13 protein-coding genes are annotated in these 13,993 nt (G+C 65.5%); 3 read left to right on the forward strand and 10 right to left on the reverse strand.

The window, feature by feature from the left end; translation table 11 throughout:
* Positions 1 to 42: 42 nt before the first annotated feature.
* On the reverse strand, positions 43 to 1,611 hold the full coding sequence (locus QM590_RS07970) for an ABC-F family ATP-binding cassette domain-containing protein (protein WP_269594462.1): 1,569 nt from the start codon (positions 1,609 to 1,611) through the stop codon (positions 43 to 45).
* 133 nt (positions 1,612 to 1,744) lie between these two features.
* A complete protein-coding gene (gene abmR, locus QM590_RS07975) occupies positions 1,745 to 2,290 on the reverse strand; it encodes an ATP-binding transcription factor AbmR (protein WP_269594463.1) in 546 nt (181 codons plus the stop codon).
* 91 nt (positions 2,291 to 2,381) lie between these two features.
* On the opposite strand from abmR, the gene QM590_RS07980 reads away from it, so the two are divergent.
* From QM590_RS07980 to QM590_RS07990, 3 genes are all read left to right on the forward strand, one after another.
* Positions 2,382 to 4,211: a penicillin-binding transpeptidase domain-containing protein gene (locus QM590_RS07980; protein WP_269594464.1), complete on the forward strand. Its 1,830-nt coding sequence runs from the start codon at positions 2,382 to 2,384 to the stop codon at positions 4,209 to 4,211.
* A gap of 106 nt (positions 4,212 to 4,317) precedes the next feature.
* On the forward strand, positions 4,318 to 5,979 hold the full coding sequence (locus QM590_RS07985; RefSeq protein ID WP_269594576.1) for an NTF2-like N-terminal transpeptidase domain-containing protein: 1,662 nt from the start codon (positions 4,318 to 4,320) through the stop codon (positions 5,977 to 5,979).
* A 67-nt stretch (positions 5,980 to 6,046) separates the two neighbouring features.
* On the forward strand, positions 6,047 to 6,793 hold the full coding sequence (locus QM590_RS07990) for a sulfite exporter TauE/SafE family protein (protein ID WP_068049019.1): 747 nt from the start codon (positions 6,047 to 6,049) through the stop codon (positions 6,791 to 6,793).
* Here the strand turns inward: QM590_RS07990 and QM590_RS07995 are convergent.
* The 8 genes from QM590_RS07995 to QM590_RS08030 are packed head-to-tail and all read right to left on the reverse strand — an operon-like array spanning position 6,778 to position 13,965.
* Positions 6,778 to 8,010 carry an MFS transporter gene (locus QM590_RS07995; protein WP_269594465.1) on the reverse strand — a complete coding sequence of 411 codons (1,233 nt, stop codon included), beginning with the start codon at positions 8,008 to 8,010 and terminating at the stop codon, positions 6,778 to 6,780. The genes QM590_RS07990 and QM590_RS07995 overlap by 16 nt on opposite strands.
* Entirely contained in the window at positions 8,003 to 9,337 is a 1,335-nt protein-coding gene (locus QM590_RS08000; RefSeq protein WP_269594466.1) for an FAD-dependent oxidoreductase, read from the reverse strand. Before QM590_RS08000 ends, QM590_RS07995 begins: the two co-directional genes overlap by 8 nt.
* Positions 9,334 to 10,389: an ArsO family NAD(P)H-dependent flavin-containing monooxygenase gene (locus tag QM590_RS08005; protein WP_269594467.1), complete on the reverse strand. Its 1,056-nt coding sequence runs from the start codon at positions 10,387 to 10,389 to the stop codon at positions 9,334 to 9,336. Before QM590_RS08005 ends, QM590_RS08000 begins: the two co-directional genes overlap by 4 nt.
* A gap of 5 nt (positions 10,390 to 10,394) precedes the next feature.
* Positions 10,395 to 10,811 carry an arsenate-mycothiol transferase ArsC gene (locus tag QM590_RS08010; RefSeq protein ID WP_269594468.1) on the reverse strand — a complete coding sequence of 139 codons (417 nt, stop codon included), beginning with the start codon at positions 10,809 to 10,811 and terminating at the stop codon, positions 10,395 to 10,397.
* Positions 10,808 to 11,230: an arsenate reductase ArsC gene (locus QM590_RS08015; RefSeq protein WP_149406960.1), complete on the reverse strand. Its 423-nt coding sequence runs from the start codon at positions 11,228 to 11,230 to the stop codon at positions 10,808 to 10,810. Before QM590_RS08015 ends, QM590_RS08010 begins: the two co-directional genes overlap by 4 nt.
* Positions 11,230 to 12,318, reverse strand: coding sequence for an ACR3 family arsenite efflux transporter (gene arsB / locus QM590_RS08020; RefSeq protein ID WP_269594469.1), 1,089 nt, complete (start codon positions 12,316 to 12,318; stop codon positions 11,230 to 11,232). The genes QM590_RS08015 and arsB overlap by 1 nt, the downstream gene beginning before the upstream one ends.
* Positions 12,315 to 12,680 (reverse strand): ArsR/SmtB family transcription factor, encoded by a 366-nt coding sequence (locus QM590_RS08025; protein WP_269594470.1) that lies wholly within the window; start codon positions 12,678 to 12,680, stop codon positions 12,315 to 12,317. Before QM590_RS08025 ends, arsB begins: the two co-directional genes overlap by 4 nt.
* A gap of 31 nt (positions 12,681 to 12,711) precedes the next feature.
* Positions 12,712 to 13,965 (reverse strand): APC family permease, encoded by a 1,254-nt coding sequence (locus QM590_RS08030; protein ID WP_269594471.1) that lies wholly within the window; start codon positions 13,963 to 13,965, stop codon positions 12,712 to 12,714.
* Between the last annotated feature and the right edge of the window lie 28 nt (positions 13,966 to 13,993).

Consider the following 13,993-nt stretch of genomic DNA (forward strand, 5'->3'; position numbering starts at 1 on the left):
CTGAGCTCGGCGTGTCGAACCAAGGACCGGATCAACCGTTATTCAGACAGTCCCGGTCGGGGTGAGGTCGACGGTGTGGGTGGGTCCGATGGCGTCGAGGAACGGTCGATCGTGGCTGGCGATGATCAGTGCACCTTCGAATGTGTCGAGCGCGTCGATGAGGTGCTGTCGACTGGTGATGTCGAGGTTGTTGGTTGGCTCGTCGAGGATCAGTAGTTTCGGAGCAGGCTCGGCCAGCAGTATTCGGGCCAGTGCGGCCCGCAGTCGTTCGCCACCGGAGAGGGTGGCGACGACGGCGTCGGCGTCGGATCCGCGGAACAGGAAGCGGGCGAGTTGGCCGCGGATCTGTTCGGCCGTGGCGTGCGGAGCGACGTCGGCAATGTTCTCGGCGACGGTGCGGGATTCGTCGAAGACGTCGAGTCGCTGCGGCAGATACTTCCACGGCACCTCTGCCCCGGTGGCGTCCAGGGCCCGCAGCAGCGTGGTCTTGCCGCTGCCGTTCGGTCCGATCAGTGCGATGCGCTCAGGGCCCACGATGCGCAGGTCCTCGTGCGCAAGAACCACCTGTCCCGCGTGGACTTTCGTCGCCGGGAGGTCGACGCGTATTTCGCGGTCGTCGCGCAGGAGATCCTCGGCGGCCGACAGGGACGATCGGGCGTCGTCGACGCGGTCGCTGTGGGTTCCGTGGAGTTTGCCTGCCGATTCCTGGGCCGCCCGCTTGCGTCGGCCCGCGAGGATCGGCGGCACGCGCTTCTGTTCTTCCATCTTCTTGCCGAAGCGCAGGCGTCGGTCGAGTTTGATTCGGGTGTCGATCAATTCGCGTTCCTGCTTGCGGACATCGTTCTTCGCATCGCGGATCGTTGCCCGTGCCGCCTGCTGTTCCGCGTCGACGACCGAGCGGTAGTGCTGGTAGTTGCCGCCGAACATGCGCAGCCGCGACACTCCGCTGCGCTCTGCTCGCACCTCGGCGATGGTCTCCACGCGTTCGAGCAACTCGAGGTCGTGAGTGCACACGATCAGCACACCCGGGTAGCCGTCGACTGCCGTGTACAACCGTTCTCGCGCAACCTGATCGAGATTGTTGGTCGGCTCGTCCAGTAGCAGTACGTCGGGTTGGGCGAGCAATTGTGCGGTGAGTGCCAGCAGCGTCGTCTCGCCGCCCGACAGGGTGCCGACGCGGCGATCCAGGTCGCCCACAGAGCCGACGATGCTGCCGAGGCCGAGTTTGTTCAGCAGTGCCAGAGCGCGTTCCTCGACGTCCCACGCCGATCCGACGATTGCGAAGTCGTCCTCGGTGGAGGAGCCGGATTCTATGCGATGCAATGCTTTTCGCACCGACTCGATGGCCAGCACCCGATCCACGGATAGATCGGGGTCAAGTGTGACGTCCTGGCGTAGATGGCCCAACACGCCGGGAATCGAGATCGAACCGCGCTGCGGCGTCAACTCCCCGACGAACAATCTCAGCAGGGTCGACTTGCCGGCACCGTTGGAACCGATCAGACCTGTTGTGCCGCTTGGGAAGACGGCCGACATGGCGTCGAACACGGAGTCCCCGTCGGGCCAGGCAAACGTCAGATTCGAGACAGAGAGGGAGGATGAATGAGGCATGGATGCTCCAAAGGTGTGCGTGCGATGGATCTGCAGGCGTCTAGAACCTTTGGAAGAGCAATGGCCTCTCCGAATCTGTGGGCGACAAGGCGAAGACCACCTTAGCCCCGAACCCGAAGGGCACGCAAGCGAATTAGACCGACGGGCCCCTCTTGCGTAGTTCGTCGACCGTCGTCATGGCGCCCCGCAGTTCGTCGAGCCACTCCTGGGTGTGCTCGCCGACGAGTTTCACGGCCCAGGCCAGAGCGTCGGCCCGGGAGCGGGCGACGCCGGCGTCGACGAGAGTGTCCAGGACGCGACGCTCGGGCTGACGCAGGCGTGTCATGACCGGGACGGCGAGGTGGGTGAACAGGACCACCTCGGATCCGGTCCGAACACCCCACGCGACCTTGCGGCCGTATCGCTTCTCCGCCTCGTCAGCGATCTGCATGCGGTCGCCCCGGGTGGTTTCACGGAATCGCGCGATGCGGCCCTCGGTGGCTGCGGATGAACTGTCCTGCTCCACGGGCAATGTTCCGACGACGACGATTTCCTCTCGGTCGACCTCGACCGAGGCGGCACCGTCGAACCAGGTGTCCGGGAGTCGGCCACCGAACCAATCGGCTGCATCGGTGGCATCCGGAATGTCTGCGTGCTGCCAGCCGCCGGGGCGACCGAACGAGCGTCCGTTGGGTTTCATGGGGACTCCTCGGTGGGTGTTGTAAGACTGATTACATAATTACACCTCATTTCGAGATCGTGCCATCGGTGTTTCGCGGATGCGCTGGGGCATGATCGACCTCGTGCGCACTTCGAGAAGACCGACGACTCTGGCCGCGATCGTGTCCGTCCTGGCACTGGTTCTCGCCGCCTGCGGGCAGAGTGGGCCGGATCAGCCGCAGACTGTCGCCGAGCAGTTCGCGGAGGCGGTGAACAGCTCGAACATCGATCAGGCCGCCGCGTTGACCACCGACCCGGCAGGCGCGACGGCAGCGCTCACCGAGCTGTACGACGGGTTGTCGGCCGGCGGAACAGTGACGGCCACTCCCGATTTCGAGGCCGTCGACGCCAACGAGGATGCGGGCACGTTCACGTTGAATGCCGGCTGGCGCTTCTCGACGACCACCGACGGCACCGCCGAACCCGACGGCGAACCGAAGGAGTGGAACTACACCACCTCTGCGACAGCGGCCGAGACCGAGCAGGGCTGGAAGATCACCTGGGATCCGGCGATGTTGGTTCCGGGCCTGACCGCCGACTCGTCGGTGCGTTTCACTCCCACCGATGCGCTCGTCGCACCGCGCATCTTCGACGGCAACGGCGTCGAGTTGATGTCGCAGCAGGTGGTGAACCTCGTCAACGCCGATGCGACGGCCGATCCGGCAGCGGTCGCGAATCTCGTCGGCTCCGTTGTTCCGGGTGTCACGGCCGAATCGGTGGCAGCGACTGTTGCCGGCGCGCAAGGTAACTCAGCGACGATCGTCACCCTTCGTCAGTCCGATATCGACCCCATCGGTGCTCAGCTCGCGGCCGTCCCCGGGGTCACCCTGGCTCCGCAGACGCGGCTGCTCGCCACCGACCGGAATCTCGTTTCGCCGGTCCTCAACGACCTGACGACGCTGTGGGAGCAGGAGCAGGCCGCCAATCGTGGATGGGCTGTGCAGGCCGTTGCCGCGGACGGCTCCATCACCCCGCTTGCCGGCCGCGACGCCGCAACGGGAGACGACATCGCGACCACCCTGGATTCGGCACTGCAGCTCAAAGCCGAGAATGCTCTCTCGTCGCTGCCGCAGCAGGCGGCCATCGTGGCGCTTCGGCCGTCGACGGGTGCGGTTCTCGCCGTGGCGCAGAACGCCGCCGCGGACGCCGAGGGTCCGATCGCCCTCACCGGTCTGTACCCGCCGGGGTCGACCTTCAAGACGGTGACCACCTCGGCTGCACTGCAGTCCGGTGCAGTCACCCCCGATACCGTGCTGCCGTGCCCGGCGACCGAGAACATCGAGGGTCGGCAGATCCCGAACGACGACAACTTCGATCTCGGCAACGTGCCGCTGCACACCGCTTTCGCCAGGTCCTGCAACACGACGATGGGCCGCCTGGGCGTGGCACTCCCACCGAACGGGCTGACCGACGCGGCAGCGCAGTACGGCCTCGGCGTCGACTACGTCACCCCCGGTCTGACGACCGTCACCGGTTCGGTGCCGTCCGCCGACACCCCGGCGCAGCGGGTCGAATCCGCCATCGGCCAGGGGCAGGTGACCGCGTCGCCGTTCGGAATGGCGCTGGTCGCGTCGTCGATCGCGAACAACGGATTGCTCCCACCGACGGTGGTCCCCAGTGGGCCGGGAGTGGGAAACATGCAGCCGGCAGCGGTGAACCCCCAGGTCACCGAGCAGATCAAAGCCATGATGCGCGAGACGATCACCGGCGGCACGGCCACGGCGCTGAACGACATCCCCGGGTTGCTCGGCAAGACCGGCACCGCCGAATTCGGTGCGAACAACGAGGGAGCGCACGGCTGGTTCGTCGGTATCTCCGGTGATCTCGCGTTCGCGGTGTTCGTGAACGACGCAGGCAGTTCGACCCCGGCCATCGAGGCTGCGGGTCGTTTTCTGCGCTAGTCCAGGTCCGGAACCGACCACGGCGTATCCCAATCGTGACCGGCTCGTATGAATCCCGTGCTTGTTACTCGTGTGACTACAGTGAATATTGTGACTCATGAGTTCTATGAGTCGTGCCCGTCGTGGCCCGCGCAAGGTCCGCGGTCGCTACTTCGTCGCCGTTGCGGCATCGGCGACGTTGACGGTCTCGGCAGCGTTCTGGATGGTCGATCGCCCACCGAGCGAGGCCGAGGTGCTGGTCTCCAAATTCGTCGACGCCCTGGACAACCGAGACGTCGCTGCCGCTGCCGCGATGACGACTTATCCGAACGCCGCGACGGCCGCGCTGAACCAGATGTTCGACGGCTTGTCGGCCGACGGCACGTCCACCGGGGATTTCGACCTGACCCAGTACATGGACCTCTCCGAAGAGAGTGGCTACTTCACTCTCGCGTCGGCGTGGAATTTCGGTGAGGGCAAGGACTGGAAGTACAGCGCTCAGGGCTCGACCAAGAAGCTCAGCGTCGGTTGGCGCATCGCGTGGGACCCGGCCACTCTCGTTCCGGACCTCACCTCGGGCGGATCGGTTCGATACACCCGGACCGACGCTGCCCCGCCGCTGATCTTCGACGCCGCGAGCAACGTGCTGATGAGCGAGCGAACCATCAACGCCATCTCCCTCGACCCTGCGCAGACGAGCGATCCGGCGGCGTCCACCGCGCAACTCGCAGACGTCATCGATGTCGTCGCACCGCTCATCACCTCCGAATCGATGCTGGCCGAGTTGAACTCGTCCGGCGGTGCACCGATCACCGCAGTGACCCTGCGTGACGACGATTTCGCCGTCCTCGAAGACGACCTGCGCGCCGTGCCGGGTGTGGTGGTTTCTCCGCAACCCAAGCTGATCGTCGACGACCGTCGGATCACCTCACCCGTGCTCGACTCGTTGCGAAGCGCATGGCAGGAAGGACGCGACGCCACCGCAGGCTGGGCCGTCGACACCTACACCGTCGACGGAGTCGGTGAGCGCCGTGTCGGTTTCCAGGGTCCTGGTGGTCCTGACCTGCACGCAACGCTCGATCCGCGTGTTCAACTCGCCGCCGAGAATGCGGTGGTCATGGCGGGGTCGTCGGCGTCGATCGTCGCTCTGTCCACCTCGACCGGTGCGATTCTCGCTGCGGCACAGAACAGTTACGCGAACGAGCAGGGCGACGTGGTGTTCGGGGGCTCCTACCCGGCCGGCACCGCGTCGGAGTTGGTCGCGGCGGCACAGTCCGATCGCGGTGACGACAGCGCCGAGGATGCAGCTGCGGCACTGGGTCTCGGTATCAGCTACTCGATGCCCGGCCTCGACGCCTACACCGGAACTCCCGCCGACAGTCGCAGCGCGATCGACGGCATCAGGGCCGTGTCGACCGCCTCCGGTGACGAGGCGACGGTGACTCCGTTCGGTCTCGCACAGATGGCGGCCGCGATCTCACGGGGCAGCGCTCCGACTCCGACGATCGTCGCCGGCCAGACCGCGGTCGCCAATCGTGAGTCCCAGGCACTCGGGTCGGATGCGGCAAATCGGTTGCGCGACATCCTTGCCGACTCGTCACGCAGTAGCGGTCTCGACACGTTCGACGGGGTGCAGGGATTCGCCGGGGAAAGTGGCGACGATCGCTTCGTGCTCGCCACCAGTGGTGATGTCGCGTTTGCGGTCTACATCGAGGACGCGGACGGCGGGGATCAGGCAGTGCGCATGACGAGCCGGTTGCTGCAGGAGATGGCGAACCCCGTCGAGTAGGGCAGGAGTGGAGCCTGCGAAATGACCAGGGATGTGGGTCGATCGTTAGGCACGGTAGTTTTATTCGGTGACTGTGCTCGATTTCGGACTCCTGGTGGTGGCCGGGTTCTTCGCCGGGCTCATCGGGTTCGTCACCGGGCTCGCATCGCTGGTCTCCTACCCTGCGTTGCTTGCGGTGGGTCTGCCTGCGGTGTCTGCGAACGTGACGAACACGGTCGCATTGGTCGCGGCCGGTGTCGGGGCGACGGCGAGTTCCTCGGCCGAGCTCGCCAAGGACGGAAAGCAGCTGGTTCGGTACGCGATCTACTCGGCTCTCGGCGGTACCACCGGTGCAGTTCTGTTGCTCAATACGCCGGACGGTTCGTTCGAGGTGGTCGTACCGTTCCTGGTGGCGATGGCAGCCATTGCGCTCCTGCTGCAGCCGAGTATTCGAAAGCTGTCCGGCGGCAGAGAGTTTCCGACGCTCTATCCGCTGGCCCTGTTCGCCGTGGCGATCTACGGCGGCTACTTCGGGGCCGGGGCAGGCGTCATCTTCCTGGCGTTGGCGTTGATCTGCACTTCGGATACCTTCTGGCGCGCAAGCGTTCTGAAGAGCTTCTTCCTGGGCATCGCCAATCTGATTGCGGCGATCATCTTTTCGTTCTTCGGTCAGGTGCACTGGTGGGCGGCGCTTGCGCTGGCCATCGGATGTTTCGTCGGCGGTGCCTGCGGGCCACCGACGGTCAAGGTGATCTCGCCGATCATCCTGCGCGTCGGCGTCGGGATTCTGGGGCTCGGTCTCGCCGGGTGGCTGGGGTATCAGGCCTTCGGCTGACGGACGGTGGTCGGCATGCTCAGCGCAGCCAGCCCGACGGCGGTCAGCGCCAGCAAGCCGAGAATCACGTACGCACCCGAGTAGCTTCCGGTCCATTCGGCGAGCACGGCACCGGCCCAGGGGGCCGAGGCCATCGCGATGACGATCGGCGCAGACATGATGCCGCTCAGATGCCCGTACTGGCTCGGACCCCAGCGATCGGTGATGGCGGTGGCCTGGACGAGTGTGAACAGTCCGCGCGCGAGTCCGGCACCGATCGCGACGGCAATCAGCGCCACGACCGAGCTGGCGACGCCGAGCAGGATGGTCGACAGGGCAGTTGCGGCGATGATCCCTACGGTCCTGGTTCGGGTACCGGCGAAGCGTTGCAACGGAAGGTAACCGATGCGGCCGAGCACCTGCCCGGCTCCGCCGAGACCGAGAGCCGTTGCCGCGAGGGCGGTATCGGCACCGTGTTCGATCAGCAGCGGAACCAGATTGAAGATTCCGGCGAACGCGACGAAGCCGGTGACGCTCATGGCTGCGGTGAGCATGACGAACGGACGACTACGGACGGTCTGTGCAGCAGTAGGTACTGCTCGCGCGTGCGCGGACTCACCCGTCGACGGCCACTGTCCGCGCAACCCGATCGAGTGCGCGGGAACGGTGACGACCAGTAGGACGACTGCGAGTACGAGATACGTTCGACGCCAATCGGAGTGGCTCGACAGGATCGCGGTCAGCGGAGCGAAGACCGTACTGGCCAGTCCCGCGGCCAGAGTGAGGATCATCAGGGCTCGGACGCGGTCGGTGCCCCACCACCGTGTCAGTGCCGCGAAGGCAGGGGGATACAGCACCGCCCCCATGGCGATACCGGCCACGAACCATCCGAGAAAGAACAGCGGAAGTGTCGGGGACGTCGCGATGAGAACCAGCGCGGGTATCGCGAGAATCGACCCTGCGCTCATCACCCAGCGCGGTCCGCGGCGGTCCAGGATGCGACCGACGGGAACTCCGACCAATGCTGCAACGAACTGGCTGATCGAGAACGCGGCCACGATCGACGTCGTCGACCATCCGGTATCCGCGGAGATCGCAGGCGACAGAACGGGGAAGGCGTAGTACAGAATTCCCCAACTGGTGATCTCCGTGACGCACAGAACCGACAGGATTCGGCGTCGCCCCGGGTGCGAAATTTCCAGGGGCAACGCCGAATCCACTGCCGCAGAGTCAGTCACGCGACGGTGCGCCGAGAGTGATCAACTCCGGCGCAGCAGGGGCACCGCAGCAACCGCCGGTCGACGGGGCGTCGGGCTCGTCGAACAGGCCCGCGCCGCCGCAGACACCGGTGTCGGGCAGCGTCAGCTCGACCTTTCGTGCGCCCTCGTGGTCGCCGGCGAGTTCGGCTGCGATGCTGCGAACCTGCTCGTATCCGGTCATTGCGAGGAACGTCGGCGCGCGGCCGTAGCTCTTCATACCCACCAGGTAGAAGCCGGGCTCGGGTTGGGTGAGTTCTTCGACTCCGTGCGGTGACACCGATCCGCACGAATGCATGTTGGGGTCCACCAATTCGGCGACGAACTTGGGTGCCTGCAGGGTGGGATCGAGATCGAGGCGAACCTCGGACAGCCACGACAGATCCGGCCGGAAGCCGGTGAGCGCGACCACGCGATCGACATTTCCGATGCGAGCGCCGGTATCGCCGACGAGGGTCATCCGATCACCCTCGACCGCAACGGTTTCGGTGCGGAATCCGGATTGCACGGTGAGGAAGCCGTCGTCGACGGCTTTCTTGGCGCGTTGCCCCAGCGCGCCGCGGGCGGCGAGTTCGTCGGCTTCGCCGCCGCCGAACACGTCTGCGGTGACGCCTCGGCGCACGGCCCAGGTGAGCGTCGTTCCCGGTTCTTCTGCAGCGAGTTCGGCGAAGGTGATGATGGCGGTCAGGGCGGAGTGGCCGCTGCCTGCGATGACCGTGTGCTTGCCCGCGAACTGGGCGCGAATCGCCGGATCGGTCAGATCGGGGACCCGGTAGTCGATTCTGTCGGCGGAGAACTTCTCGCCGATGGCCGCAAGCCCTTCGCTACCCAGTGGATTGGGCGATCCCCAGGTGCCCGACGCGTCGACGACCGCGCGGGCGAGAACACGTTCCTCGCTGCCGTCGGAATGCCGGATGTGCACCGACAGCGGCTCGGTGTCGCGGCCGGCGTCGACGACGCGGTCGCGGCCGCGGCGGGCTACGCCGACCACTTCGGAATCGACTCGAACAGCGTCTCCGAGGACAGCGGCGAGGGGTGCGAGGTACCGCTCCACCCATTCGCGACCGGTGGCGTAGGTGTCGCCGTCCGGTGCAGTCCAGCCGGTCGGCTCGAGCAACCGTGCGGCAGCAGGATCCACGACCTCGGACCACGGGGAGAACAATCGCACGTGGTTCCATTCGGACACTGCCGCGCCTGCGGACGGCCCGCGTTCGAGAACGACCACGGCAGAGCCGGTTTCGGTGAGATGTGCTGCGGCGGCGAGACCGATGGGGCCTGCGCCGATCACTACTACGGGGTATTCGTTCATGACTGATCTACCTTTCCTCGTCGAGCGAGAGTGTTCACTGCTGCGCGTGCGGTACGGCCGACGCCGATGAGCGTTGCCGATGCCGGTCCGGTCCAGTCGCCGTACCCCAGGAACATCAGGGTCGGCTCACCGTCAATGTGATTGTCTTCCAACGTGATCCGAGGTCCGTCGGTGTGCAGGTGCAGCGGTTGCAGATGCCGCAGTGCGGGCCGAAAGCCGGTGCACCAGACGATCGCATCCAGTTTCTCGGTCGTGTGTCCGTCCGTCACGCCGAAGGTTGTGATCGCCGTGAACATCGGCCGGGCCTGCAGGACTCCGCGATCCCTGGCCTCCTGCACCGGCGGGACCATGACGATGTCGCCCAAGCCTGCGACCCCGCCGGTATCGGTGTCACCCGCTGCCAGCGCTCGGGCGCGGTCGCTGGCGACATCGAACAGCACGCGGCCGTCGACGTCGTCGGGCAGGAATTTCGGCTCACGGCTGGTGTACCAGTAGGTATCGGCGACGGTGGAGATCTCGGCAAGTATTTGAGCAGCCGAGTTTCCGCCGCCGACGATTCCTACTCTCTTGCCTGCGAATCGGTCCGGTGTGCGGTAGTCGGCGGCATGCAGTTGGGCCCCACCGAATTCACGCATGCCCGGGTAGCTCGGCCAGAAGGGCCGAGACCATGTTCCCGTCGCGTTGACGACTGCTGTGGCGGTGTACGACTCACCATCTGTGTCGACTCGGTAGCCGCCCGGGACCCGATGCACGGCCGTCACCCGGACGGGCCGGTGCACCGGCAGTTCGTATTTCTTCTCGTATGCTCGCAAGTAGTCGACCACATGAGACGCGGGTGGGAAACCGTTGTGCCACGGAGGCATCGGCCAGCCGGGAAGTCTCGAGTACTCCGCCGGTGAGAACAGGTGCAGCGACGGCCAGTAGTCCTGCCAGGACCCTCCGGCATGCGTCTGGTCGTCGAGAACGACGAAGTCGAGCCCGGCTCGTCGCAGGTAGTAGCCGGCGGCCAGTCCTGCCTGACCGCCGCCGATCACCACCACGTCGTACTTCATTCGAGTCAAGCGTCGGTACCGCGCATGCGAGATGCGAGTTCCTCGACGCGAGCGGCAATATCGTCACGGACAAGACGCATGCGTTCGATGCCGTCGATACCGCGCTCGGACGGCTCGTCGGTGTTCCAGTTCTCGAACGTCGGACCGTCCACTGGTTCCACGTGTGCCTCGCTGCCGAGGGTGACGACGTAGTCCATGCGGGCGAGCAGATCGGGATCGATCGGCTTGGGTGCTTCGCCCGACAGGTCGACGCCGACTTCGCGAAGAGACTCGGCCGACAGCGCGTTGACGGCGCCACCCGGTTTCGTTCCGGCCGAGTGCACCTCCACCGAATCGCCCGCCGCCTTGCGCATCAGACCGGCGGCCATCTGAGACTTGCCGCCGTTCTTGACGCAGACGAACAACACGCTGGGTGTCGTCATGACGCCGAACCCTGCTTCGCTGGAACCAGTTCGGCGATCAGGTCCTCGATTCGGCCTCTGATCTCGTCGCGAATCGGCCGCACCGCCTCGACGCCTTTGCCCGCCGGATCGGCCAGTGCCCAATCGCGGTAACTCACTCCGGGGAACACCGGGCAGGCGTCGCCGCAGCCCATGGTGATGACGACGTCGGATGTCTCGACGGCCTCGGGTGTCAGGATCTTCGGAGACTGCGACGAGATGTCGATGCCGACCTCGGCCATGGCCTCGACCGCCGCGGAATTGATGGTCTCTGCGGGTGCGCTACCGGCAGAACGCACTTCGACTGTGTCGCCGGCGAGGTGGGACAGAAAACCGGCGGCCATCTGAGATCGACCGGCGTTGTGGACGCAGACGAACAGAACACTGGGTGTGTCGGACATCAGGACTCCTTTGTCACTGTGGTCGCGGACGTACTGGGGGCGAAGCGTTTACGCAGTGCGAGCGAGACGTAGACGAGGCCGACCAGTACCGGCACCTCGATGAGTGGCCCGACGACTCCGGCGAGTGCCTGCCCGGATGTCGCGCCGTAGGTCGCGATCGCGACGGCGATGGCGAGCTCGAAATTGTTGCCTGCAGCGGTGAACGCGAGGGTGGTGGTGCGCTCGTAGCCCAGACCCATCGCGGCACCGAGGGCGTAGCCGCCGCCCCACATCACCGCGAAGTACACCAGCAGAGGCAGCGCGATACGCACCACGTCGAACGGCTGCGACGTGATCTGATCACCCTGCAGCGCAAAGAGAATGACGATGGTGAACAGCAGGCCGTAGAGCGCCCACGGGGCGATCCTGGGGATGAACTTCTCCTCGTACCACTCGCGGCCCTTGGCGCGTTCACCGAAGAAGCGCGAGGCGAATCCCGCAATCAGCGGGATTCCGAGGAAGATGAGCACCGATTTCGCGATCTGCCAGGGCGAGGCTTCGATGGTCGTCTGTTCCAACCCGAGCCAGCCGGGAAGGACGGAGAGGTAGAACCATCCGAGGATCGCGAACATGAAGACCTGGAACACCGAGTTGATCGCCACCAGAACCGCGGCGGCCTCTCGGTCGCCGCAGGCGAGGTCGTTCCAGATGATGACCATCGCGATGCAGCGCGCGAGTCCGACGATGATGAGCCCGGTGCGGTACTCGGGCAGATCCGGCAGGAAAAGCCATGCGAGAGCGAACATCAGGGCCGGGCCGAGGATCCAGTTGAGGACCAGCGACCCGATCAGCAGGCGCTTGTCTCCGGTGACGGTGTCGAGGCGGTCGTAGCGCACCTTGGCCAGCACCGGGTACATCATGATCAGCAGGCCGATGGCGATCGGGAGCGACACGCCGTCGATGGAGATGGACGACAATGCGTCGTTCAGCCCGGGGATCATGCGTCCGAGGATCAGGCCGACGACCATGGCCACACCGATCCATACGGGCAGGAACCGGTCGAGGGTGGAGAGCTTGCCGACTACGGCAGTATCGGTCGTCGTACTCATACCATGACCTCCGTTGACTCTGCAGCGTTCAGCACTGCCGACAGTTGCTGCAGCGCAGCGGGAACGACCGAGTAGTAGACCCAGGTGCCGCGTCGTTCGCAGTCGAGCAGCCCCGCCTCGCGCAACACCTTGAGGTGATGGGAGATGGTGGGCTGCGACAAGTCGAATGTGGGGGAGATATCGCAGACACACGCTTCGCCGCCTGCATGGCTGGCAACGAGGCTGAGCAGACGCAGGCGGACTGGATCTCCCAGTGCCTTGAACATCCGGGCCAGATCTCCGGCCCAATCCTCGGTCAGGGGTTCGTGGATCAGCGGCGAGCAGCACTCGCCGTCGACGGACGACCGGTCTTGGTTCGACATGCGTCTATATTGACGTTCATCGAACCAGCCGTCAAGTGAACAGTCGCCGAACGCGGATCAGCCGGTAGGCGACACCGAGCACGACCACGACGGTTCCGACGGCGATGGAGGTGGCGGGCAGCGTGGCAATCAGGACGACGCATCCGATACTGCCGACGATCTGCAGAACCTTCGGGTACCGCCGGTTCTCGGGGTCCTGGGTATAAGCGCTCAGGTTCGCGACCAGGTAGTACAGCAACACCCCGAACGACGAGAAGCTGATGGCGTTCCGCAGATCGACGACGAGAACGAGGACGCAGACGATCACTGCCAGAGTGATTTCGGCACGATGCGGAACCGAATAGCGCGGATGCACCGCGGTCAAGTACGACGGCAGGTCGTCGTGGCGGGCCATTGCCAGCGACGTGCGGCCGATGCCTGCGATCAGCGCGAGGAGGGCACCCAGCGCGGCCAGCGCTGCGCCGATGCGCATCAGCGGTGACGCCCACGAATGTCCCGATGCCACAACCAGATCGACCAGAGGAGCCGACGACGACGCGAGTGAGTCGGGGCCCAGTACCGACAACAGGGTAAGTGCAATCACCGCATAGACCAGTAGTGCGATACCCAGGGCGGAGACGATGGCGCGCGGAATGGTGCGCTCGGGCCGGACGACCTCTTCACCCAGGGTGGCGATGCGCGCGTAGCCGGCGAAGGCGAAGAACAACAGACCGGCCGACTGCAGAATTCCGTACCATCCACTGTCGGTGAACGAGCCGAGCCCGGCGACGTTCGGCTCGATCGAGCCCGTCAGTCCCAGGACGACACCCACGACGAGCACGGTGAGCACGGCGGCGACCAGAATCTTCGTCAGCACGGCCGTACGGGTGATCCCGAAGTAGTTCACTGCCGTCAACGCAACGATGGCCAGAACAGCAACGACTTTCGTGTACCCGGCAGGTGCGACGTAGGCCGCGAACACCAGCGCCATGGCTGCGGAACTGGCGGTCTTGCCTATGACGAAGCTCCACCCCGCCAGGAAGCCGGGCCACTCGCCGAGCCGCACTCGGCCGTAGATGTACGTTCCGCCCGATGTCGGATACTGCGCGGCGAGCTGCGCCGACGATGTTGCGTTGCAGAACGCGACGACCGCGGCGATGCCGAGACCGATCAGCAGACCCGTGCCCGCGACGGCCGATGCGGGGGCGAACGCGGCGAACACCCCGGCTCCGACCATCGAACCGACACCGATGGCGATGGCGTCGAACAGCCCGAGTCGACGGCTGAGCGATGGCGGATTCGTCATGCCAGGAACCGATTGTCGATCACGGCGA

The sequence above is a fragment of the Rhodococcus sp. IEGM 1372 genome (assembly GCF_030056835.1).
Classification (GTDB): Bacteria; Actinomycetota; Actinomycetes; order Mycobacteriales; family Mycobacteriaceae; genus Rhodococcoides.